Below are 22,154 nucleotides of genomic sequence, written 5' to 3'. Positions count from 1 at the left end.
TAACGTGGGGGATCGCTTTATCCGCCGTTAGGGAACTATTGAGAGAGGCTAACGTGGACGTGGATCTACCGGATGAGGTGAGGATATTCGACACCACTTTGAGGGACGGAGAGCAGACGCCTGGAGTCGCTCTGACTCCCGAGGAGAAGCTCCGGATCGCCCGAAAGCTCGACGAGATCGGCGTGGATACGATCGAAGCAGGTTTCGCGGCGGCGAGCGAGGGAGAACTCAAGGCGATTCGACGCATCGTCCGGGAGGAGCTCGACGCTGAAGTGTGTAGTATGGCGCGTATGGTGAAGGGTGATGTAGATGCGGCCATCGAGGCTGAGGCCGACGCAGTCCACATCGTCGTACCTACTTCCGAGGTCCACGTGAAGAAGAAGCTCCGGATGGACCGTGAAGAGGTCCTGGAGCGCGCAAGCGAGATCGTGGAGTATGCGCACGATCATGGGTTGACGGTGGAGATTTCCACGGAAGACGGTACCAGGACGGAGCTCGAGTACCTGTACGAGGTGTTCGACGCCTGCTTGGAAGCGGGCGCCGAACGTCTCGGCTACAACGACACCGTCGGAGTGATGGCGCCTGAGGGTATGTTCCTGGCGGTAAAGAAGCTCCGGGAGCGCGTCGGTGAGGACGTCGTCCTCAGTGTGCACTGCCACGACGACTTCGGTATGGCGACGGCTAACACAGTCGCCGCCGTCAGAGCGGGGGCGCGCCAGGTCCACGTGACCGTGAACGGGATCGGCGAGCGCGCCGGCAACGCGGCGTTGGAGGAGGTTGTGGTAGTGCTGGAAGAGCTGTACGGCGTGGACACCGGCATTCGGACCGAGCGGCTGACGGAGCTCTCCAAGCTCGTGGAAAGACTGACCGGCGTTAGGGTACCACCGAACAAGGCCGTGGTGGGTGAGAATGCGTTCACCCACGAGTCGGGGATCCACGCCGACGGTATCCTCAAGGACGAGAGTACTTACGAGCCAATTCCGCCGGAGAAGGTCGGACACGAGCGCCGGTTCGTCCTAGGTAAACACGTGGGAACTAGCGTGATCCGAAAGAAGCTGAAACAGATGGGTATTGAAGTCGACGATGAGCAGCTCTTGGAGATACTTCGACGTCTTAAGCGGTTGGGGGACCGTGGGAAGCGGACCACAGAGGCTGATCTCCGTGCGATCGCTGAGGACGTACTTGGGAGACCGGCCGAGCGTGACATCGAGGTAGAGGACTTCACGACGGTCACCGGGAAGAAGACCATACCGACAGCCTCAATCGTCGTGAAGATCGACGGGACTAGGAAGGAGGCAGCGTCCACCGGCGTGGGGCCCGTGGATGCTACCATCAAGGCGTTGGAACGAGCCCTCAGGGATCAAGGGATCGACTTCGAGCTCGTCGAGTACCGTGCTGAGGCTCTGACCGGCGGTACTGACGCGATCACCCACGTGGATGTCAAGCTGCGAGATCCGGAAACAGGTGAGATAGTGCATTCCGGTTCCTCACGGGAAGACATCGTCGTGGCGAGCCTGGAGGCGTTCATCGACGGTATCAACGCGCTTATTGCCCGCAAGCGTAGCTGATCAGGACAGACCCAACTGCCTGATTATTTCCTCCGTTCCACGCTTATTCTCCCAGAACCTGCGCAGACCTTGAAGGTAACCCCTCCACGTCGGGTCGTAGTCGTCCGGTGTTAGGACGAATTTACGCCCAGCTGTGATTGTGATGTACCGGCTCAAGCGCGTCACTCGCGTGAGGTACCCTTCAAAGTCCTTTACCAGCGTAGTGTACAGGTCGGAGACCTCCCCGAGTTCACTGGGTGGGGGTTCACCGGAGGGCGAATCCAAGTGCGCGCTCAAGTATTCCGATCGTATCCTCAACGATCGAACACGATGCGCTACCGCCTGTGCGAGCAACGTGGATACCAGCGCCCGTTCAGCGATCGGGTACAGCGTCGCTCGGAGTTCTGCCGCGGTGTCCGGAGGAGGTTGCACCTCGACCCCCGTGACCCTCGCCAGTAGTCTTGCGATCGCGCGGGCCAACCTTCGTGCGTCGCGCCATAGCGGAGTGTCGAGGGCGATGACGGGAGTACACGCTTTAACGGCGATCGCGAAGTCTGGCTTGATCATACACCTGAACACTTCCCTGATGTATGCCCGGACGGCGTCCCCTAAATCCGGGCTCCTGTCCTCCAACGACTCCAGCCGACACCTCAGTCGACACCAGGTATCACCGTCTATTTCGAGGTAATGTGGCAGCTCGAGCGGGTGGGTCGTCTTCGGGAACTCAACGTCGGCGGGTCCTCCCATCATTACGCCCGCAATCATCGAGACTCGCGTATGGAAGCCCTGAGCGGGCCTTACCGGCCTACCCATCCACGCTTCCTCGGGCGGAGGTTTCACCTCAGGTGACTCCGACCGGCGTGTGATCACCAGATGGGCGGCGATGACAGGCGAGTCGCCCTCCCTCCATCGGCGTATTTAATTTCAGAAAAACATTACGATTTCGGGGGGAGACTATGAACGTCTTCAGGCGGTATGGTTAAGATTCGGCGAGTTCAGTGGGGCCTCGGGCTAAGAGGGTCCGTGTGCAAGGGATGACCCAGCGGACCGAAGCCCGGCCTCCCCGCCCGCGGATGACGCGGTTCCATCCCGGGGATGATCCGCCGGGTCGGCTACCGCCGGGCACAGCCGATGAAGGGCCCGGGGGGACGGCGACGGGACACTGGTAAGAGGGTCGGCGGTTCCGCCGCCGATGAGCCCGTCGCTTCGACCCGGGCCCACACCGAGTACCACTGCATTCCTAGGGTGTTGCCGCCTTGCGTACGCTCACCTGCTTCCCGTGACACTTAACGCAATCCCAGCCGTTCCTCCACCTCATCAACGGAGATGTCCCGTGCGAGCACTAACTTCTCCCTGGACTTCTCTCCCGAGACCAACTCGCAGGTCGTGTTGAGCTTCCTCCCGAGGAACTCAAGCAACTCGCGGTTCGCCCTATTCTTCACCGGTGGCGCGGCTACGTCAATTTCTATGGCCCCACGCCAATCATCGACCCCCTTCAGATCGGTGGTGTCCGCGTCCGGGTTTACCCGCACTCGGATCAGCGTTCCTTCCCGGTGCTCTTTCACCGGCGGCTCCAATTACGATCCCCCCGTGGAAACATGGCCGTGAAGACGAGATGGGAAGCGTGCACGGGCCTCAGCCCGAGTGCCGGTCTTCACAGATCCGACAATGCGTACCGGGGTCTCATCATCTCTTGGGGGGTTTGAGTGGCGTGTTCTCGGGAATCCGGGAGGGTGCAGTGCAAGTCCCTAAGTGGATCTTGGACGTGCTAACTGGGAAAAAGCTGAGGGTTCATGAGCTACGGGCTCCCGTGTGGGTGGGTCACCGTGAGCTGATGTTATTGTCTATGGACGTGCGGGACGACGAGAACCCTCTATCACTTACTGCGGGGGTCCTTGGGCTTTTCTCGGCGGCTCTGGCGGACGTGTTCACATGGTCACGCGGTTCGGAACTCTCGTACCCGCTGACATCCGCGAACGGTGACGCGTGGAGGGTGTGCGTTGATGCGGCCGTCTTGGCTGTAATCGACACATTTTCGTCTGAGCTCGAGGTGTCGGTGGAGTCGTTCGTCTCCGAGGCGGGTATCCCGTGGTTGGCGACCCTCGCGAACAACGGGTTCAGGCCCGAGTCTGTGATTCGTGGTACCGACGAGGTGTTTGTGGCGACCCTTCTTAACTTGCTGAAGTACGAGGTCAAGCGCAGGTGTGGGGATCGCTGGAAGGACGTGTGGAGACGACTGGACCGCTGATCAGCGCCGTGCTCTGGTGGTAGGCAGCTCCAAGAGCGTCTTGAGGTCGCTCATGTACAGGTCCCTTATGTCGTCTATTCCCAACTTCAGCATCGCCAGTCGTTCGACGCCCAAGCCCCATGCTAAACACACCACGTCGGGATCGAACCCTAGGGGTTGAATCACTTCAGGTCGGAAAATGCCCGCACCGCCCAGCTCTACCCAGTCTCCTTTCTCCTCGAAGTACACCTCGGGCTCCACGGAGAGGACTGTATACGGGAAGTAGGCAGGTCTGAACCTGATCTCTTCGAACCCCATCCGTCGGTAGAACTCCTCGAGTATCCCGAGCAAGTCCCGGAACGAGACATCTCTGGCCAGGACTATCCCCTCACACTGATGGAACTCCGGCAAGTGCTTATAGTCGACCGTCTCACGCCGGTATACCCGGCCGATCGAGAACGCTTTGAGTGGAGGCCCCTCTACCTCGTACAGTTTCCGAACCGACACCGCCGTCGTGTGAGTACGTAGGACTGTCTTCCGGGCCACACCCTCGTCCCACTCGTACCCCCAACCCCTGGATCCCGTGTCACCACCGTCCTCGTGCACGGCTCGAACCTTCTCTACGATCTCACCGTCCGGCAATTCGGCCTTGGCGGGTTCTTCCAGGTAGAAGGTATCTTGCATTTCCCTGGCGGCGTGATCTTGCGGCTGGAACAGGGCGTCGAAGTTCCAGAAGCTGGACTCGACTAGTGGTCCGGATACCTCCACGAAACCCATCTCGAGGAAGACTCTGCGTATCTCATCGATAACCTCCTTCAACGGATGACGCTTACCTGGGAACGTGGGGCGCGTGGGTGCCTTCACGTCGTACGGCTTGAACTCCTTCTCTTTCCAGGTCCCCTCCCTCAAATGCTCGGGTTTCAGCTCCGTAATCCAGTCACGTTCCAGCACTTCTGGGGCGTGCTCCGCGACTTCCTCACCACGTTCGGTTAGCCTGACTTTCTTAACCGTCTCCTCCCGTGCTCTCAGGACGTCACCGCGCTCGCTCAACCTCTTCAGGACTTTCTCCATTTCCTCTTCGTCCATCTCCAGCCTTCTCGCTAACTCCTCGACGGACATCGGACCCTCGGTGGCCAACGCCTCGAGCACGGATTGATCCATATCCTCGGGTTCCTCCTCCAGAAGAACGAGTAACGTCTCTCCGCCCTCCCTTTTGATTTCCGCTAGTCCTTTCCTCCTCAACCATCCTAGGATGGGTCCGGCCAGCTTCCGTGGCACTCCGGCACGATCTAGGACTTCTTCCAACCGTCCTTCGCCGCCCATCCCTCTCAAGACCTCGACCACGCGGAGCTCCGGCAGTCCCTCCTCGGCATACTCCTTTCCTTCATCACCTAATTCGTACACCTCGTATGTTTCTTCCTCGGACTCTATCAATCCACGCTCCTCGAGCCAGTAGAGTGATCTCATGACGGGACCCAAGTCGACACCCAGCGACTCAGCGAGCTCTTCGGGTGTTGCCTCCTCGTTTTCCGCCAAATGAATGAGGATCCTTAAGTCGCGCTCGGTCAACCGCTCAGCTAGTTCCCGCGGGTCCACGCGGCGGACCCCCGGTCAGTTCGGCCACTGCGACCCTGCATGGCGGATTGGGGGCGGGGTAAACCCACCCGGGATCACGGTCGCCCCCGTTCGGGGGACCTCACCCGGGCGATGTAGCCCGGCCAGCTGGTGTCGGCCGGTCATCGCTGGTTGCTATCACCTCCCGGACCGCCGGCCGGGCCCGGGCCGGACATCAACAATGATATCGGCGTAATGAGGTTTTCCGGTGCGGGGGAGGCCGAGTGATCCTGAAGTTCGACCACTGGTCCGGTCCGCTGTACTTGCACTGCTCGATCCGTAGGGGTGACCCTCGCAGGGTGATCGAACGCTCCTCGGAGGAAGTTATCATACAGGCGATTTCCACCGAGTACGCCGATTACCGCGTGATCGCTTCGGCCGCCTGTCGCGCCATTCGAGCGTTTGAGAGCGACCGCAACCTGGCACGGTCCCTGGACTTGGAGTTCTTGGTGAGGTTGACGGGGACCCGTCAAATCCGCGAGGCGATCGATCGAGCGGAGCCGGGTGATGAGTTCGTGCTCGTCGTGGCTTCCAGGGATCGGAAAAAAGTGAAGGAGGTGTTGAAGGAACTGTTGGGAGAGGCCGAGGAGCTCGAGGAGTTCCCGGAACGAGATGGCTACAAGGAACTACTTAGAACGGCGGCGTCCGTGGACGCCGAGGAGTAGTAGGGTGGCAATCACCGCTGGTGTGGCCATCCCGACGCCGCGGGATGACATCCTCAGCTCACCGTTGAACTCGGGTGTATAAGTGGCCGTGATCGACCCCAGTAGTGGCCCCAGTATCCATCCGAACAGGGAAACTAACGGCGGTACCTGGACTCCGAGGGCTCTGGCGACCTGTAATGTACCAACTCGAGAAGTGGCATCAAGCGTGTTATCCGGTACGGCCGGCCCGTAGATCACCACCAGGCCACCTGGTGCGGATCCCTTAACGACCAACGTCTTGCCTTCGGTTCCCACTTGAAGGTCGGCGTTTCCTAGAGTCACAATCAGCGGGTTCTTGCCAATAAGCTCCGCGATCTTGGACGCGACGATGGAGTTGATAGGGTTGCTCCCGATCGCGTAGACGACTATCGCGGCCCCTTCGTTGACCACGAGGGGCAATCCGTCGATCTCGATCCTACCTCCTGATGGATGGCAGTCTACCTTCAGATCGGTACTCTCGAGCAGTTTCTGTAAGTCCTCCGAGGATTCAACACTGAGGTCCGTCAACTCTTCGATCTCTCGAAGTCCGCCTTGGAATGTGAGCTCGGCCACTATCAGATTGTAGGTCTTATCTGTCGTTTCTATCGTGAACTTGCGATGCTCAGTATCCACTGAAACCTTCACACCGGAGCCATCGTTTGGATAATCGTACGAGAACACCGCGCGTATGGGTAGGTCCAGCGCTCGATCGAGGAGCTCCACACTCCCAACGACGTATACATGTGCTTCAGGGTACGGTATCTTGTACGTGAGATGAAGTTCTTTCTCGGTCCGCAGTTGTTGGAGGATCTGAGGTAGGTCCGATGGCGGTGTGCCGGTTTCCCCGACATACCATAGATCCACTTTGACTTCACAAGCTGCGAGCCTCAATCCCTGCGTTTTCTCCTTCAACTTCTCCAGGTTCAAGGTTTCGTCGAACCTTTTCAGTGCGTCGAGCAAATCTTTGATAGGTTCGTTTCGACCGGTCAACGGATCTAGATCTTCACACAGTTTCTTCATCCCGTTGATGAGCTCATTCGCCTCGGCAGGCCCAACTTCCTCCGGTCCCTTATACGATATCTTGATGCGACCCGTCATCACGTACGAACTCGATGCGTACAGCGTGATCTCCTTCGCTCCCTGGAAATCGGGATTCTGTATCAGACTCTCGACTCTCGATTCGAATTCCTCGTTTACGCATGTCGCCGCGATGGGAAGTGCGAGACACGCTAAGGAGCCTATCAAGACGCGTCGAAAGAACGTCACGATACGGCCCCCCTACCCCGTCTCTCCGCGAGTTTAAAAGCCCCACCAATTCCCGGAGCGATTTTCGATCACGTACGAGAACTATTGTCCTGATACTTTCAATGGATATTGATATCACTTATGATTACGCGAATCGATAGATAGGAAGTAACTTAAGGGGTTTAAGTTCGAGGAATAGTGCTGAAATTCGCTGAATAGTAAGCTTTTTCTTATGTGGACAAAGGAGCCCCGGAGGGTGTCTATGGGAGAGTGGGAACCAAAAATCATAGCTTTCTGTTGCAACTGGTGCTCGTATGGAGGAGCGGACACCGCTGGCGTTGGTAGGATGCAATATCCCCCAAGTGTTCGAATTATTCGAGTAATGTGTTCGGGACGAATAGAACCATCTCTTGTTTTGAAAGCGTTTAGAGAAGGTGCCGATGGGGTGTTCGTAGGAGGATGTCACTTGGGAGATTGTCACTATCAATCAGGTAATTATAAGTGGTGGAAAAGGGCCGAGTTATTGAAGAAATTCTTAGCTGAAATAGGTATTGAACCTGAGCGTTTTAAATACGAATGGATTTCAGCCTCAGAAGGAGAGAAGTTCGCTGAGGTTATGACAGAGTTTCACCAAATGTTGTTAGAACTAGGGCCGTTGGAGCTCCATGAGAAGTTGGAGAGACTGTGAAGGAGGTGGTGCGTTTGGTAAAGATCGCCACGACGTGGTTGTGCTGTTGCTCCGGTTGCCATATCTCGATGTTGGACCTTCACGAGCGGTTTCTGGACCTCCTGGGCGACGCCGAGCTGGTTCACTGCCCCGTGCTCATGGATACCAAGGAGATCCCCGAGGATGTGGACGTGGTTCTGATCGAGGGTGGGATCAGGAACGAGGAGAATGTGGAGGTGGCGGAGGAGTTCAGGGAGCGTGCGGAAATCGTCGTGGCAGTAGGTACCTGCGCATGTTACGGCGGCGTCCATGAATCTTTCATCCTCCTCCTTATACTTAAGACATAATCCAGCTGTAGGATACAATGTATCGAACTCTTTATATAGCAGCTTACCTCCTACATCCCAAACGTACAATATAATCCACCCCATCAAGGAGGGGGTATTATTGTTTGGCGATTGATTCTGAGTTTCTAATAGAGTATTTGGTCGATATATATGGCGAAAGTTCTAGAAAATTTATAGAAAAATGGGTTAAAAAAGAAATCGATGAAGATGACTTAAAGAAGATACGTAATAAAGATCCAATGCTTGCAAGTATGTTGAAGGACGATCCAGAAGTTATATATTATTTGATACTCGAATTTGACCCAAAATCAATAGTTGATGCGCTAGAGAAAGTTGCAAAGGATTAAAATAATAAACAACGATGGATGGGCGCCAATTTCCATATTAGAATGTGAAAACTACAACAAAATAGTTGTAGATTTAACAGATCTGGACTGGCCAATATGTACTCTAACGAGGAACTCCTGAAGACAGTCTACGTGGAAACAGCCAGCACGGAGAATGAGGACGGTGTAATACCGTCCGAAGACGTCCCCGAGTTAACATGGCGCGTTCACCCGCTCTCCGATGTCATCGAACGTCGATTACGAGTTACCAGGCTGTCCCCCGGAACCCGACCTGATCGCGGACTCGGTCACAGCGATCCTCGACGGACGCGAACCCGAGCTCCCGACGACGAACCTCTGCGAGGAGTGCCCTCGGAAGAAGGAAGAGACCGTGATCCACGAGATCCTCCGCCCGGTTGAAGGTGAGCCCGATCCGGACCGGTGCTTGCTGGAACAGGGCTATCCGTGCATGGGGCCCGCCACACGTGCGGGATGCGGGGCACACTGTCCTAAAGCCGAGGTACCGTGTGCGGGTTGTGCGGGACCGACTGGGGAAATCCACGATCAAGGTGCGGAGATGATGTCCGCGATCGCCTCGATCTTCCGGGCCGATGTGGACGACGACCCTTCTGAGCTCGTGGAGTCCATCCCCGACGTGGTAGGCTGGTTCTACCGGTTCACGCTCGCCAGCTCGTTGGTGCCGTTTAAGGTGAACAGGGAGTGAGGGGGATGTCGATACATTGTCTGAGATTGTGGACATCGAGCCGGTCACCAGAGTGGAGGGTCTGGCAAGATCGTGGTCGAGTTCGACGAGGACGGGAAACTGAAGGACGCCAGGTTCCACGTGGTCGAGGTCCGCGGCTTCGAGAAGTTCCTAGAAGGAAGACCGATCGAGGACGCCCCGATTCTGACACCGAGGATTTGCGGGATATGTCAGGTGGCCCACCACCTCGCCAGCGCCAAAGCTGCCGACGAGGTTTTCGGTGTAGATCCCCCGAAACCAGCTCAGAAGCTACGGGAGCTGATTCATCACGCCGCGACGGTGCATAGTCACGCGCTCCACTTCTACTTCCTCGCGGCGCCGGACCTGGTCAAGCTCGAAGAGGAGGATCCGATGAAGCGCCACGTTCTAGCACTGGCCAGAGAGAACCCGGAGGTCGTAAAGTATGCTATCGAGCTGAGGAAGATAGGACAGACGATAGTGGAGGCAGTCGGTGGCAAGCCCATACACCCCATCACTGCCGTTCCAGGCGGTATATCCAAGCCCCTGGAGGAGGACCGACGGGAGGAGCTACTCGAACTCGCGAGGAGCGCGATTAAGCTGGCGGAGCGCACCGTCGACATGGCCGAGGAACTGACTCGGCGCCTCGAGGAAGAGGGGCTGCTCGAGCTCGGATATCTAGAGTCTCACCACATGGGGATGGTCAGCGACGGTGTGCACGAGCTGTACGACGGTGTGATCCGCGTCGTGGATCCCCAGGGTAATGTCGACCGGGAGTTCGATCCGTCGGAATATCTCGACCATATCGCTGAGGCCGTGCGACCATATTCATACCTTAAGTTTCCGTACCTACGCGACAAGGGCGAAGAGGACGGACTTTACAGGGTCAACACGCTCTCCCGCCTCAACGTATGCGACAGGATGGCCACGCCCAGGGCTCAGGAACGCTACGAAGAGTTCATCGACGAGTATGGGAAACCCACCACCCGATGCTGTACCATTACGCGAGGACGATCGAGCTGCTGTCGTCGGCAGAACGCTGCGTCGAGCTGCTAGAGGACGACGAGATCACGGGTGATGACGTCCGGGAGGAGGTGGATCCGGACGACGTTGTGGGTGAGGGCGTCGGCTGCGTGGAGGCGCCTCGTGGGACGCTGATCCACCACTTCAAGACGGACGAGGAAGGCATCATCACTGAGGCCAACCTGATAGTCGCCACGGTCCAGAACAACCCAGCCATGGACCTCGGCGTCAAGAGGGTCGCGGAGGAGTACCTGAGAAGTCCCGAGGACGCCTCCCCCGAGGTTCTCAACCGTATGGAGATGGTGATCCGGGCTTACGATCCTTGCCTATCTTGTGCGACCCACATACTCGGCGAGCGTCCCAGGCTCACGCTCGAGGTTCACCGCGCCGGTAAGCTAGTTCGGGTTGTGGAGGGGTGATGTCGGTTGGCGGAGGAGGAAGAGCCGCGCATCGGCGTTTACGTGTACCATTGTGGTGTGAACATCGCCGGCGTCGTCGATGTCAAGGAAGTGGCCGAGTTCGCCAAAACGCTGAGGAACGTGGTCGTGGCGCGCGATTACAAGTACGTGTGCTCCGATCCGGGTCAGGAGATCATCCAGCGCGACATCGAGAAGTACGATCTGAACCGCGTCGTCGTGGCGGCCTGTTCGCCCAGGTTACACGAGCCCACGTTCCGACGGTGTGTCGAGGAGGCCGGGTTGAACCCTTACTGCTTCGAGATGGCGAACATCAGGGAACATTGCTCGTGGGTTCACATGGACGACCCTGCCAAGGCTACGGAGAAAGCGAAGGACCTCGTCCGCATGGCGGTAGCCAAGGCTCGGCTGCTCGAGCCCCTCGAGACCATCAAGGTGGATGTGACCGACCGTGCTCTGGTCATCGGAGGCGGAGTCTCTGGGATAAGAACCATCCATCGGAGGTAGGATGGCTCAGCTTGACAAGACGTTCCCCACGAACGACTGCTCCATCTGCATCCTGGCACCGAAAATGGTGGACGTTTCCAAGCATCCCAACATCAAGATGTACACCTATGCCGAGGTCGTCGAAGTGGACGGGTACGTGGGCAACTTCACAGTGAAGATCGAGAAGAAACCGCGGTACGTGGACGAGGACGCGTGCACGGGATGCGGAGTCTGTGCGGAGGTATGTCCGATCGAGGTGCCCAACGAGTTCGACGAGGGCCTAGGGATGAGGAAGGCCATCTACAAGCCGTTCCCGCAGGCGATGCCGCTGGTGTACACGATCGACGAGGAGCACTGCATCCGATGCGGTCTCTGCGAGGAAGTGTGCGACGCCGGCGCGATAGACTTCGATCAAGAGCCCGAGATCGTCGAGGAAGAGGTCGGTGCTATCATCTGCGCCATCGGATACGATACATGTGATCCGACCGAGCGCGAAGAGTACGGGTACGGCGTCTATGATAACGTGATCACGTCGATAGAGCTGGAGAGGCTTATCAACGCCTCGGGGCCTACCGGCGGCAAGGTGGTGAGGCCAAGTGACGGGAAGAAACCGAAACGTATCGCGTTCATCCAGTGCGTGGGCTCACGGGACCCCCACAAGACCAACCCGTACTGCTCCAACGTCTGCTGCATGTACGCGATGAAGCTGGCGCAACTCGTCCGGGAGAAATACCCGGAGACTAAGATCGATATCTACTACATGGACGTGCGGGCGTTCGGTAAGGGTTACGAGGAGTACTACGAACGCTCGCAGAAGCAGTACGGTATTCGGTTCATCCGCGGCCGACCCGCGGAGATCGTTGAGGATCCGGAGACCAAGAACCTCATCGTCCGTGCCGAGGACACGCTTCTCGGCGAGGTGGTCGAGCGCGAGTACGAGCTGGTGGTGCTGTCCGTGGGTATGGTGCCACGGGACTCAGCCGACGCTATCCAGGAGGTCCTCAGCATCTCACGTTCGCCGGACGGTTTCTTCATGGAGGCACACCCGAAGCTGCGGCCAGTGGATACGGCGATCGATGGTATCTTCCTGGCCGGAGCATGCCAGGGCCCGAAGGACATACCCTCCTCTGTCGCTCAGGGTTCGGCCGCCGCGGCCCGCGCCGCCACGGTGTTGGCGGCCGGGGAGGTAGCAGTGGAGCCTATCGTATCTGAGGTGGACAGAGAGACCTGCGGTGGTTGTGGTGTCTGTGTGGAGCTCTGTCCATACGGCGCCATAGAACTCGTCGAGAGGGACGGTAAGCTTGTGGCTGAGGTCACGGCCGCTTTGTGTAAGGGGTGTGGGACTTGCGCGGCGGCGTGCCCGAGTGGCGCCATGGAGCAGAACCATTTCAAGACCGAGCAGTTGCACAAGCAGATCGAGGGAGCTTTCAGGGACCCCTCCTCTTAATCCTTCTCCCCTTAATCCTTCAGTTCTTCACGCAACGCTTCCGGTATCGCTTCGATGAGCTCGTGTATCCTGGTCGCAGGAGTCGCTTTCACGATTTCACCGACTCTACGGTTCACCCTGCAGCCGATTACGCACGCCTCCTCGGTCTCGAACCCCGCGGCGATGAGTCCGGCGACGATCCCTGTGAGTGTATCACCCGTGCCTCCGATACACTCCATAGCCTCGACTAGGGGCTCATCGACGATCTCCACTACTTCACCACTATGGACGACGTAGTCACGCCCCCCCTTGACCACTAAGTGATCCGGAACTTGATTCCCCTCGTATGCACGCCTCACCAGACTTGGAACCTCCTCCTCGTCGACTTCAGCGATGAACCTTCGAACGTAGGCCGGATGATAGGCTTTCTCGTCAGCGAGGAACGCGAGTTCCCCGGGGTCTGGCAGGAACAGGTGAAACTCGGGTCCGATACCCGCGGCCTTAGCGGCGTACATCCCTCCGGCGTCCGCGACGACTTTGCCCGACGTATCGATGCGACGGATCTCGTCTATCTTCGGCTTGATGTAGTGGATCACGAGTACTTCATCATCGACTTCCCTCAGGCGACGGTAGATATCGAGGCTACCACTACCTTCCCCAAGATCCCCAGCGGTTATAAGCTGCGGTTTACGTTCGTCCAAGAACCCCAAGGTCTGAGCCGCCGCGGCGGCTAGCGCGGTGGTTCCCATTGAGACGGGTATTTCACGACCAGCGACGCGTATCCGATTACCCAGCGACTCCACTTCGCCCTCGACGAGATCGAGACTTTCGATAGGGACCGTGCCCGCGATAATCAACTCTCTTCCCCTACGAGCATTTCTTTAGCCTTCCTCACGGCTTTATCGAGCGTGTACGCGCAGAGTGTGTACCCTAGGCTCGCCGGCATCGAGTCCTCCGACAGCTCGAGGACGTTCTTACCTACGAGTTCGTGCGCTAGGTAAGGGACGTCGGGACAACCGCCTCCCGACACGTTCACTATCGTTCCATCTCGATCCACGGTCACCTTCATGTTGCCGCACCGGACCATGATGTATCCGTCTATCTCCTTAACGTGAACCAGTTCGATGGGTTTGAGGGAATGATCCTCGAGCGATACGAACTCCAGCGGCTCCACACCTATCTCCTCGAGCGTTCGACGCACGCCAACCTCGTCGACGAGGTCGTACTCGATCGCTAGGTCGCATCCCTCGCGGATTTCCGGCGGCGGGGCTACCGCTCGGACGTCGTATCCAGCCTCCTTGAGAGCCCTCTCAGCCCTCATAGTGTCCCTGGCGCTCTCGAAGACGATTAGACCCCTACCTCCGCACCCGTTTGAGTGCCTATCCTCCCGGGAAAATGCGGAGCGGAGGCGAGAAAGAAACCCCATCTCCATCCCCTCACTTAGGTAGCCCGAAAATCGGTATGATGCAGGCGTGGTAGAACACCGCACCGACGAACATCCCTAGCAGATACGCCATCGCCGTCACATTGCCCTCGGCCGCCATAACGTAGTTCCTGAACGGGCAGCCACCCTGGACCACCGATAAGAAACCAACGCCGAGACCTCCCACCACCGTCACCGCCGCGTGAGCGACGAACCCCGGCTTCTTGCCTAGGACGTCACCCGGGATGGCGGACGCTCCCTTGTACAGGAACCATGGGAACTTCTTGATCATGCCCGCAGCTCCGAACACCGCCAACCCGAAGAAGGCACCGATGAGGAACCCGATTAGACCCTGCACGAGCCACGTATCGCGTAGTAGGTACACGTCCCGGATTCCACCTATGAAGCACATCGCGGACCGCTGGCCCAAGTAGCCGATCAGCACGCCGAACGCAAGCGTTCCGATGGCGTGCAGGTACTCCGCCAACGATCGCCCCCCCTCACGTCTTTCTCTTGAGGTAGAACTCCGCCCCCAATACTACGCCGACGGCTATGGAGATCAATCCGAGAAGTGCCACGACGTCCCCGTACATCGTCCTCAGACTCGTTCGGATCGGGCATCCGCCCATGAAGAGTGCGAAGTTGATGACCAGAAAACCCAGTACGAATCCCACAACCGGGTGGTGAGTCTTCCGAATTCGGAACTCTCCGTGGGCGAACGACGCAATCAGCGCCCCGATGAAGATCCCTACGACGGTCAGCACCGGGAAGGGTTTGGAGACCGGCGCCATCCCGAGCGTGGTTCCCGCGGCGTGGTTCATTATCCAGTTCACCAGGTCCCTGGTGTGACACGCTATACAGATGCCGTACGCCGGTGGTGGGCTGACCCTGAAGACTGCCTGAAGTATCGCGGCGGAGACGCCGGCTACCAACCCCGTAACCAACGGTGATATCCTGGTCATGCTTCAACTCCCCCGGCGCGACGGGCAGGCATTGTGTCCCGTTATAATTAGTACTTTTTCCGGTATCAAAACGATATTAGAGAACTTGATGAAGGGCCCTGTAGTGGTATGAAACTCGGTAATGGCTATCGAACGAGCCGCCCAACGACATCAAGGGGATGCACGTGACGAATCGACCGGGGACCGATCATGCGGGTTCTCGGCGTGGATGCTGGATCCTCCAACCTGAAGTGTGCGATCGTAGAGGACGATTCGCTCGAGGACTACACCGTGATAGAGTCCACCGGTCCCGTGAAAGAGGTGCTGCGACGTGCCATGGACGAGCTAAGTGCGGACATCGACGAGTTCGACGTCACGGCCGTCACAGGATACGGTAGAGAGGCTCTGAGCGGCGAGTTTGACGAGACCGTGCCCGAGCTCCCGGCGGTCGCTCTAGGCGCCTCCAGACTGGTCGAAGGCGCCAGGACGGTGATAGACGTGGGCGGTCAGGATACTAAGGTGATGAAGGTGAAAGACGGCAAGGTCGTGGACTTTCAGGTGAACGACAAGTGCGCTGCCGGTACCGGGAGGTTCGTCGAGAACGTGTGCCGACGGCTCGGGATCGAAATGTCGGAGGTCGACGAACACGTGAACTGCGCGGATGATCCCGTGAAGATCAACTCGATGTGCGCGGTCTTCGCGGAGACTGAGGTGATCTCGCTGGTGAACCGCGGGATCGACGTCGAAAGAATTCTGCTGGGAGTCCTCGACTCTGTGGCAGAGCGCGTCGCCACCATGGCCGACAAGGTGTCGCCGGAGCCCGAGGTAGTGCTAGTCGGTGGTATGGCGCACTGTCGAGTTTTCGCCGAGCTCCTCTCAGACAGGCTGAAGACGAGGATAAATGTGCCGGATGAAGCTCACATAGCTGGAGCATTAGGAGCTGCTTTATGGGTATTAGAGAAATGAATACTAAGTTCACAACCCATTTATGACACGAATAACCATTGAACTTAAGATTAATAACTTTCAAAAACTGGAATGATTGTATTGTCTAATAGGGGCTATAGAATGGGAAGGAACCGACTACAGAATGGACGCAGTACCAATCAGAATAAAGAAAATAACCGAACCACCAGAACAAATACTCAACGATAAACAAATCCTACAAATGATAATAGGGAAAATAGAGGAGATGGCGTGAGCGGGCTTAAGCGATCGACTCTAGGAACGTCTCGATTCTCGTTTTCAGTTGCCCTATGTCCTCCTCGCTGTAGTCTGATTCAAGTCTCAACGTGGGGATTCCTTCTTCTTTCAGCCTACTTTCGATCTTCGAGTGTTCCACAGCGTACGGTTGACAGAATTTAAGGTTATACAGTATCACTCCATCACAGTTCCACTCCTCGTATTTCTCAATAATATCTTCGATCCTCTCGTCATTCGGTGTGAAAATTGCACATTTCGTTTCCATGTACGCTTCTGCGATATTCTTAATCAGATCTTCGACATCGTCTCCTTCCGTGCTGACCTCCCGTTCGAAGTACCTGGTGCCCGTACACGATTCCTCGCAGACTACCACCGCGCCGCAAGACTCCACGATGTGAAGTAGCTTCCAGTGTGGGATCGGCATCGGCGTGCTGGCTACTAGGATTCTCGGTGCTTCCTCGGCGATACCTTCGCCTTCCTCTACACGTTTTTCGAGCTCTTCGTTGAGTTCATTCACCTTCTCAGTGAATCGATCGACATCATCGTAAAACGCTATTTGAGCTATCAGGTTCGCATCACGTCCACTTATAGGTGCCGGATCGTGCTTCCTAAGTTCGTACAACTTCTTAAGAGCTGCCCGCTTAGCGTTCACACGCTCTATAGCGTCTAATAAAGACTCGTAGGTAATTTCGTTCCCAGATAGTTCTTCTATGAACTCCTTGAATTTGATTAATTGCTCGTACCAGTACTCGAGACCTTCTTCATTTTTCACCTGAGGCATTTCCATTACGTAGACGTCCTTGTGCTCGGACATTATCTCATACATCTTCTTCTTGCCGTCGCAAGTGTTCTCGCCGACGATCACCGTCGCGACTTGGCAGTATGGGCACAGTTTGGATACTAGGAAGCCGAAGGACGACTTGATCAGTGGGCACAGGTCGCGTGGGAGGTACTTCTCGGCGTCCGGGATCGGGAATTCCGATCCACCACATAAACCCACGCAAACACCGCCAGCGGCGAGGACGATCTCCTCCGGCACGTAGACGCAGAACGTCCCCAGGATCGGTTTACCTTCCTCTCTCATCTCGTACAGCTCCTGGACCCGTGTTCCGTGGATATCGGCGACTACCTCATCGAAGTAGGACATACGCTCTGGGCGGTTTTCCTGACTCAGGAAGATCTGCTCATACGTCTCCGGCAGGGCTTCGAGCAACTTATCATGCCGCTCTAGGTCGATTTCGAGTTCTTTCCAAATATCTCTAATATCCAATAGGATCCCTTCAACTTGGTACTTTCTCACTCATTATTAAATCGAATTCCTACATTATACTAATGGAGTTCGCAATTAAATATGACCATTAGCTAACCTCATACCTATTGAAGATCGTAGGGAACAAATCCGAATACCTATCACGTGGAGTCAGATTGGGGGCGATCCGGATGGTCGAGTACGACGAGGAGTTGGACGTCCGGGGTAAGATCTGTCCTATGCCCGTGCTCGAAACCAGGAAGAAGCTGGATGATATGAGCGAAGGAGAAGTCCTGAAAGTCGTCGGCGATTACCCTCCCGCGAAAGACAATATCAGGAGGTTCGCCGAGGAGAACGGGCACGAGATCTTAGACGTGGAAGAAGAGGAGGATCACTTCGTGATCTACATCAGGAAGAAGGGCTAGCCCGCCATTGATATAGCATCCTTTTTCTGGTCGATCCCTAGGGGGTACCGATTGGCGGAGAAGAACGAGGAGCGGGAAGTCGGTGTAGAGAGGGCTTCCTCGGAAGAGCTGAAGGAAACAGGTGGTAAGACGAGGGAAGAACTCATCAAGGAGGCCGCAGAGGAAGTCGAAATGACCAAGGCAGGTCGTATAGAACGTGCCGACTACGCCGTATGTTCCGCGTGCGGTGGACCGATCGCTCCCGGCGAACGTGCGGTTTCCCACCCGTGCCCGAAGTGCGGTGAGGTCGTGATCACCAGGTGCCAGAAGTGCAGGAGGTTGGGCAACCGGTACCAGTGTCCCAACTGCGGTTTCATAGGTCCTTAAGGGGGTGATAGCGGTGTCGAAGGTACTCGTGAACCTGAAAGTCCTTCCTGAGAGTGCCGATGTGGACTACGAGGAGTTCAAGGAGGCCATCCGCGAGAAGCTCGAGTCCATAGACGTGGTGGACTCCATCGAAGGTATTGAGGAAGAGCCCATAGCCTTCGGGCTGAAAGCGATCAGAGTGAAGGTGGTAGTGCCGGACGCCGAGGGAGGTACCGACGCGCTCGAAGACGCTCTCAAGGAGGTCGACGAGGTCAATCAGGTCGAGGTGGTGAGTGCCAGTCGCACCCTCTGAGCGCCCTGCGGGAGAACGTTATTAGAGTCGAAACATTCGCGCCTCTTGCACACTCCTGGAGAAAGTAGTTCCCGACTTTCCCGAACGCGTCCTTCTGTGACTATGTCTGAACGACGCGGATATCTTGATGATACGAGGCTTGAGTACTCGTTCGAATGTGACCTAATTGTACTGGCGACTGTCGTGAAAGTTCAGAGTCGATGGTAAAATCGCCCTCGAATCACTGCACGACATCGGTTACGGAATCTCGAGATGCCCGCTCTGTAAGCTCGACCCGGGCGGCCACTGTAATCACCGGGAGCGAGCTCTTGGAAGAGACGAACATCGACCCCGAGGTTGTTCGGGCTGTCAGGGCGTCGTATGCTCCCCTTACGGCCCTACGCCTGGAACTGGGGTGGCGCGTGTGGACTTCGGACAAGTTTGGGGTGTCGTCCTTCCTAGGCGAATCCGGTACTCAAGCGCGTCGTGAGCGCGATTTACACGCTCTCGTAACCGCATCGTGGATCCCTTGGGCCAGTATAGGCTCCTCGAGTGAGAGCAAATAGTCGCCCTCGACACCGAACTTACCCAAGAAAAACTCGCGGCGGTCCGCTGAGAGCACTATTAAGGTGTCTCGGGGTTCAATATCGACTGTTACTTTCACGTCGGGTTCCAGTTCGTCCGCGACCTCGGACCCCTCCTTAGCTCTGAGGACCATCGAGCCTTTCATCCGCCGAAGCGACTCCAGGAGCCATCGTGGCAGATTGCGGCCTAGGTGGACGATGCATACTATATCTTCCGACGATCTCAGCACTTCTGCGAGCGTCTCCCTGGCGGATTTACCGTGATACGTGCGGGCCACGGTCTCCCGTTCCGCTCTGTACATCTCGGAAAGTTTCCTCACGGCGACCTTGGCATGCTCCTCCAGCTCACGTTGGATCCTGTTCAGCTCCCGCTCCAGGGCTCGCCTCACCGCGACGTCCGGGGACACCGGTCGATAGGTAGTAGGTCTGATGCTTCGATCGGCTTCCACCCATCCCTTGTCCTCCAGCGATCGAAGGACGGAGTAAACCTTTGAGTACGGAATTCCGACCCCCTCACTCACCTCCCGTGCGTTGGCCTCACCAGCGCGAACCAGGTACAGGTACACCCGTGCCTCTCGCTCGGACAATCCTAGCTCGAAAAGATGTTTCAGGAGGGACACAGGCGTTAGAGCTCCCTCACCTTATCCAGCAGTATCTTCCGCTCTACCCGGGCTACGATCCGCCGGATCTGGGGCACCGCGTCGATGTTCGCAGAAATGCTGTCGATGCCCGCTTTCACTAGTATTTCGGCCATCTTCGGGTCGCTACCCGCCTGACCGCAGATGCTAGTCTTCACTCCGGCCTCCTTACACTCGTTGATGACGTGTTTGATCAGCCGAAGTACTGCCGGGTGCTTTTCGTCGTAGAGATATGCCACCTTGTCGTTGTTCCTGTCGACCGCCAACGTGTACTGGGTGAGGTCGTTGGTGCCAAGGCTCACGAAGTCTAGACCTACTTCAATGAATTCGTCGATCAGTACCGCGGCGGCCGGCGTCTCCACCATCATTCCGAACTCGACCTTGCGATGCGGTTTGAGCCCCACTTCCTTAGCAATCCGCTTGGCGCGGCGCAGTTCTTCGGGATGCTGTACTAGCGGGATCATCACGCCAATGTTATCGTAACCTTCCTGGTGGAGACGACGGATAGCCTCGAACTGACACTCGAGGGTCTCTCGCTCCTCGAGATCGCGACGAATGCCTCTCCAACCGAGCATCGGATTGGCCTCTTCGGGCTCCCGCTCACCGCCCTCGAGCTCGCGGAATTCATCGGTCGGAGCGTCCAGGGTTCTAACCCACACGGGCTTCGGGTAAAAGGCGTCCGCGACCTTGCGGATTCCATCCATCAGCACTTGAACCAGTTTTTCGCGCTCACCCTCCTCAATGAGCTTGCGCGGGTGTACTCCCACGCCTAGGATCATGTGCTCGATACGGAGCAGTCCGACACCGTCGGCTCCCGTCTTGGCGGCACGCTCCGCGGCTTCGGGCATGCTGACGTTAACCTTGATCTCCGTAGCGGTTACGGGCTCAGCAGCCGGGCGCTCCACCACGATCTCCTTCTCTTCCCGCTCCTCTTCTTCCTCCTCGGCACGGAGGACCTTGCGCACGTCACCCTCGTACACCACTCCACGCTCTCCGTCGACCGTTACCACCTGTCCTTCCTCGAGGACCTCCGTGGCGTTGCCCGTACCGACCACACACGGGATTCCCAGCTCTCGCGACACGATCGCGGCGTGGCACGTGATACCTCCTTCGTCCGTGACTATGGCCGACGCCTTCCGCATTGCCGGGACCATGTCCGGTGTGGTCATCTTGGTGACCAAGACGTCTCCTTCCTCCATTTTGTCAATATCGTCCACGTCCATCACGATCTTGACTTCGCCCGCACCGATCCCCGGGCTAGCCCCTAAGCCGCGGACGAGGATCTTGCCCTCTAACTCCTCCGTCTCTACCTTTTTCTCTTCCCTCTCCTCCTCTGGTATCGTGGTGACCGGACGCGACTGCAGCACGTACACCTCGCCTCCCTCAATGGCCCACTCGATATCCTGCGGGAACCCGTAGTGCTCCTCCACGGCTACTCCGATCTCTGCCAGTTCCCTGATCTCTTCGTCCGTCAGCTTCCTAGCGTCGCGTTTATCCTCGGGTACCTCGGCCTTGACAGTCTCCCCTGTCTCTGGGTCCTTTGTGTACATCCACTCCTGCTCGGATATCTGCTCCTCGATGACTTCGAACGTGTTCTTGTCGATGATGTAAGTGTCGGGAGTGACTTCCCCACTGACTACGGCTTCACCAAGACCCCATACAGCTTCGATCACCATCTTGTCCCGATCGCCGGTATAAGGGTGGACCGTGAACATCACTCCCGACTTTTTCGAGTCCACCATCTTCTGGACGACGACGGCGATCGAAACGTCTAGATGCTCGAACCCTTGCTCCTCCCGATAGGCTACGGCTCGAGGGGTGAACAGGGACGCCCAACACTTTTGCACGTACTTCACTACGTCCTCCTCGCCTCGGACGTTCAAGAACGTCTCCTGCTGGCCCGCGAAAGACGCTTCCGGTAAGTCCTCAGCCGTCGCTGACGAGCGAACTGCCACGAACTCCTCCTCTTTACCGACCTTCTCGCAGAGCTCTCGGTAGGCTTTCACGATCTCTTCACGGATCTCCTCCGGCATCTCGGCCTCAACGATCAACCTCTGAATCTCCTTCGTGGCCTCCTGAAGTTCGTCGTTGTCGGACAGATCGTGGGAGGAAAGTATTTCTTTTATCTTCTCCTCCAGACCAGTGCGCTCGAGGAACTCGTTGTAGGCCGTGGACAGTACCACGAAGCCGGGCGGGACCGGGAGTCCCGCCTGCGTCATCTCGCCCAGGTTCGCGCCCTTACCTCCGGCGACGTCGACGTCATCCTTTGATATTTCCTCGAACCACCGGACGTACTTCACGGTGGGCACCCCTCAGCACGACCGGT

The 22,154-nt window shown here is 57.2% G+C and carries 21 protein-coding genes and 3 pseudogenes; 13 read left to right on the top strand and 11 right to left on the bottom strand.

What is annotated here, in order from left to right; genetic code table 11:
- The first annotated feature begins 38 nt into the window (after positions 1-38).
- Entirely contained in the window at positions 39-1,568 is a 1,530-nt protein-coding gene (locus BW919_RS02455; RefSeq protein ID WP_088335479.1) for a 2-isopropylmalate synthase, read from the top strand.
- Here the strand turns inward: BW919_RS02455 and BW919_RS02450 are convergent, their stop codons facing one another.
- Together BW919_RS02450 and BW919_RS02445 are read right to left on the bottom strand one after the other, a co-directional pair.
- Complete coding sequence (locus BW919_RS02450; protein ID WP_157665915.1) at positions 1,569-2,360, bottom strand: hypothetical protein; 792 nt, start codon at positions 2,358-2,360, stop codon at positions 1,569-1,571.
- Positions 2,361-2,833: 473 nt separating this feature from the next.
- A complete protein-coding gene (locus BW919_RS02445; RefSeq protein WP_088335475.1) occupies positions 2,834-3,124 on the bottom strand; it encodes a DUF167 family protein in 291 nt (96 codons plus the stop codon).
- A 125-nt stretch (positions 3,125-3,249) separates the two neighbouring features.
- Here BW919_RS02445 and BW919_RS02440 point away from each other — a divergent pair, with 125 nt between their 5' ends.
- Positions 3,250-3,795, top strand: coding sequence for a hypothetical protein (locus tag BW919_RS02440; protein ID WP_157665913.1), 546 nt, complete (start codon positions 3,250-3,252; stop codon positions 3,793-3,795).
- On the opposite strand, the gene BW919_RS02435 is transcribed toward BW919_RS02440, so the two are convergent.
- Positions 3,796-5,370 (bottom strand): phenylalanine--tRNA ligase subunit alpha, encoded by a 1,575-nt coding sequence (locus tag BW919_RS02435; protein WP_088335471.1) that lies wholly within the window; start codon positions 5,368-5,370, stop codon positions 3,796-3,798.
- 242 nt (positions 5,371-5,612) lie between these two features.
- Here BW919_RS02435 and cgi121 point away from each other — a divergent pair, with 242 nt between their 5' ends.
- Positions 5,613-6,053 (top strand): KEOPS complex subunit Cgi121, encoded by a 441-nt coding sequence (gene cgi121, locus BW919_RS02430; protein ID WP_088335469.1) that lies wholly within the window; start codon positions 5,613-5,615, stop codon positions 6,051-6,053.
- On the opposite strand, the gene BW919_RS02425 is transcribed toward cgi121, so the two are convergent.
- The gene (locus BW919_RS02425; RefSeq protein WP_088335467.1) at positions 6,015-7,337 is read right to left on the bottom strand and encodes a hypothetical protein; all 1,323 of its coding nucleotides are present in this window, start codon (positions 7,335-7,337) and stop codon (positions 6,015-6,017) included. The two genes, cgi121 and BW919_RS02425, sit on opposite strands and share 39 nt — an antisense overlap.
- 241 nt (positions 7,338-7,578) lie before the next feature.
- Between BW919_RS02425 and BW919_RS02420 the strand changes: the two genes are divergently transcribed.
- The 6 genes and pseudogenes from BW919_RS02420 (at position 7,579) to BW919_RS02395 (ending at position 12,749) form a co-directional block, all read left to right on the top strand.
- A complete protein-coding gene (locus tag BW919_RS02420) occupies positions 7,579-8,004 on the top strand; it encodes a hydrogenase iron-sulfur subunit (RefSeq protein WP_088335463.1) in 426 nt (141 codons plus the stop codon).
- Between the two features lie 14 nt (positions 8,005-8,018).
- Positions 8,019-8,291 (top strand): annotated as a pseudogene (locus BW919_RS02415) (F420-nonreducing hydrogenase); the annotation flags it as partial.
- 143 nt (positions 8,292-8,434) lie between these two features.
- Positions 8,435-8,677 carry a hypothetical protein gene (locus tag BW919_RS02410; protein WP_088335455.1) on the top strand — a complete coding sequence of 81 codons (243 nt, stop codon included), beginning with the start codon at positions 8,435-8,437 and terminating at the stop codon, positions 8,675-8,677.
- Positions 8,678-8,897: 220 nt separating this feature from the next.
- Positions 8,898-9,380 (top strand): hypothetical protein, encoded by a 483-nt coding sequence (locus BW919_RS02405; protein WP_198324643.1) that lies wholly within the window; start codon positions 8,898-8,900, stop codon positions 9,378-9,380.
- Between the two features lie 25 nt (positions 9,381-9,405).
- Positions 9,406-10,819, top strand: a pseudogene (locus BW919_RS02400) (Ni/Fe hydrogenase subunit alpha).
- A 6-nt stretch (positions 10,820-10,825) separates the two neighbouring features.
- Positions 10,826-12,749: pseudogene (locus tag BW919_RS02395) on the top strand (4Fe-4S binding protein).
- 11 nt (positions 12,750-12,760) lie between these two features.
- On the opposite strand, the gene BW919_RS02390 reads toward BW919_RS02395, so the two are convergent.
- The 4 genes from BW919_RS02390 to BW919_RS02375 are packed head-to-tail and all read right to left on the bottom strand — an operon-like array spanning position 12,761 to position 15,113.
- Entirely contained in the window at positions 12,761-13,585 is an 825-nt protein-coding gene (locus BW919_RS02390) for an NAD(P)H-hydrate dehydratase (protein WP_088335450.1), read from the bottom strand.
- On the bottom strand, positions 13,582-14,154 hold the full coding sequence (locus BW919_RS02385; protein WP_257789228.1) for a DUF3343 domain-containing protein: 573 nt from the start codon (positions 14,152-14,154) through the stop codon (positions 13,582-13,584). Before BW919_RS02385 ends, BW919_RS02390 begins: the two co-directional genes overlap by 4 nt.
- Before the next feature lie 10 nt (positions 14,155-14,164).
- Positions 14,165-14,638 carry a YeeE/YedE thiosulfate transporter family protein gene (locus BW919_RS02380; protein WP_088335442.1) on the bottom strand — a complete coding sequence of 158 codons (474 nt, stop codon included), beginning with the start codon at positions 14,636-14,638 and terminating at the stop codon, positions 14,165-14,167.
- Positions 14,639-14,651: 13 nt separating this feature from the next.
- A complete protein-coding gene (locus BW919_RS02375) occupies positions 14,652-15,113 on the bottom strand; it encodes a YeeE/YedE thiosulfate transporter family protein (protein ID WP_088335439.1) in 462 nt (153 codons plus the stop codon).
- A gap of 189 nt (positions 15,114-15,302) precedes the next feature.
- Here BW919_RS02375 and BW919_RS02370 point away from each other — a divergent pair, with 189 nt between their 5' ends.
- Complete coding sequence (locus BW919_RS02370) at positions 15,303-16,058, top strand: acyl-CoA dehydratase activase (protein WP_088335435.1); 756 nt, start codon at positions 15,303-15,305, stop codon at positions 16,056-16,058.
- Positions 16,059-16,299: 241 nt separating this feature from the next.
- Here the strand turns inward: BW919_RS02370 and BW919_RS02365 are convergent, their stop codons facing one another.
- Positions 16,300-17,595 carry a double-cubane-cluster-containing anaerobic reductase gene (locus BW919_RS02365; RefSeq protein WP_232452906.1) on the bottom strand — a complete coding sequence of 432 codons (1,296 nt, stop codon included), beginning with the start codon at positions 17,593-17,595 and terminating at the stop codon, positions 16,300-16,302.
- A gap of 140 nt (positions 17,596-17,735) precedes the next feature.
- On the opposite strand from BW919_RS02365, the gene BW919_RS02360 reads away from it, so the two are divergent.
- The 3 genes from BW919_RS02360 to BW919_RS02350 are packed head-to-tail and all read left to right on the top strand — an operon-like array spanning position 17,736 to position 18,627.
- A complete protein-coding gene (locus BW919_RS02360) occupies positions 17,736-17,969 on the top strand; it encodes a sulfurtransferase TusA family protein (protein WP_088335428.1) in 234 nt (77 codons plus the stop codon).
- A gap of 51 nt (positions 17,970-18,020) precedes the next feature.
- Positions 18,021-18,335, top strand: a complete 315-nt coding sequence (locus BW919_RS08170) for a zinc finger domain-containing protein (protein WP_232452905.1) — start codon at positions 18,021-18,023, stop codon at positions 18,333-18,335.
- Between the two features lie 13 nt (positions 18,336-18,348).
- Entirely contained in the window at positions 18,349-18,627 is a 279-nt protein-coding gene (locus BW919_RS02350; protein WP_088335424.1) for an elongation factor 1-beta, read from the top strand.
- A gap of 454 nt (positions 18,628-19,081) precedes the next feature.
- Here the strand turns inward: BW919_RS02350 and BW919_RS02345 are convergent, their stop codons facing one another.
- Positions 19,082-19,810: a TrmB family transcriptional regulator gene (locus BW919_RS02345; RefSeq protein ID WP_088335418.1), complete on the bottom strand. Its 729-nt coding sequence runs from the start codon at positions 19,808-19,810 to the stop codon at positions 19,082-19,084.
- A 5-nt stretch (positions 19,811-19,815) separates the two neighbouring features.
- Complete coding sequence (gene ppsA, locus BW919_RS02340) at positions 19,816-22,128, bottom strand: phosphoenolpyruvate synthase (protein ID WP_088335416.1); 2,313 nt, start codon at positions 22,126-22,128, stop codon at positions 19,816-19,818.
- Positions 22,129-22,154: the final 26 nt, after the last annotated feature.

It is taken from the genome of Methanopyrus sp. KOL6, assembly GCF_002201915.1.
Classification (GTDB): Archaea; JAADCQ01; Methanopyri; order Methanopyrales; family Methanopyraceae; genus Methanopyrus.
This window is presented reverse-complemented; position numbering and strand designations above follow the sequence as displayed.

What these genes read in the sequence shown, in the direction of transcription:
- BW919_RS02360 (WP_088335428.1), top strand. Translation starts at nt 17,736, where the DNA reads ATGGTCGAGTACGACGAGGAGTTGGACGTCCGGGGTAAGATCTGTCCT.
- BW919_RS02370 (WP_088335435.1), top strand. Translation starts at nt 15,303, where the DNA reads ATGCGGGTTCTCGGCGTGGATGCTGGATCCTCCAACCTGAAGTGTGCG.
- BW919_RS02420 (WP_088335463.1), top strand. Translation starts at nt 7,579, where the DNA reads ATGGGAGAGTGGGAACCAAAAATCATAGCTTTCTGTTGCAACTGGTGC.
- BW919_RS02375 (WP_088335439.1), bottom strand. Translation starts at nt 15,113, where the DNA reads ATGACCAGGATATCACCGTTGGTTACGGGGTTGGTAGCCGGCGTCTCC.
- BW919_RS02450 (WP_157665915.1), bottom strand. Translation starts at nt 2,360, where the DNA reads ATGGGTAGGCCGGTAAGGCCCGCTCAGGGCTTCCATACGCGAGTCTCG.
- BW919_RS02385 (WP_257789228.1), bottom strand. Translation starts at nt 14,154, where the DNA reads ATGGGGTTTCTTTCTCGCCTCCGCTCCGCATTTTCCCGGGAGGATAGG.
- BW919_RS02405 (WP_198324643.1), top strand. Translation starts at nt 8,898, where the DNA reads ATGTCATCGAACGTCGATTACGAGTTACCAGGCTGTCCCCCGGAACCC.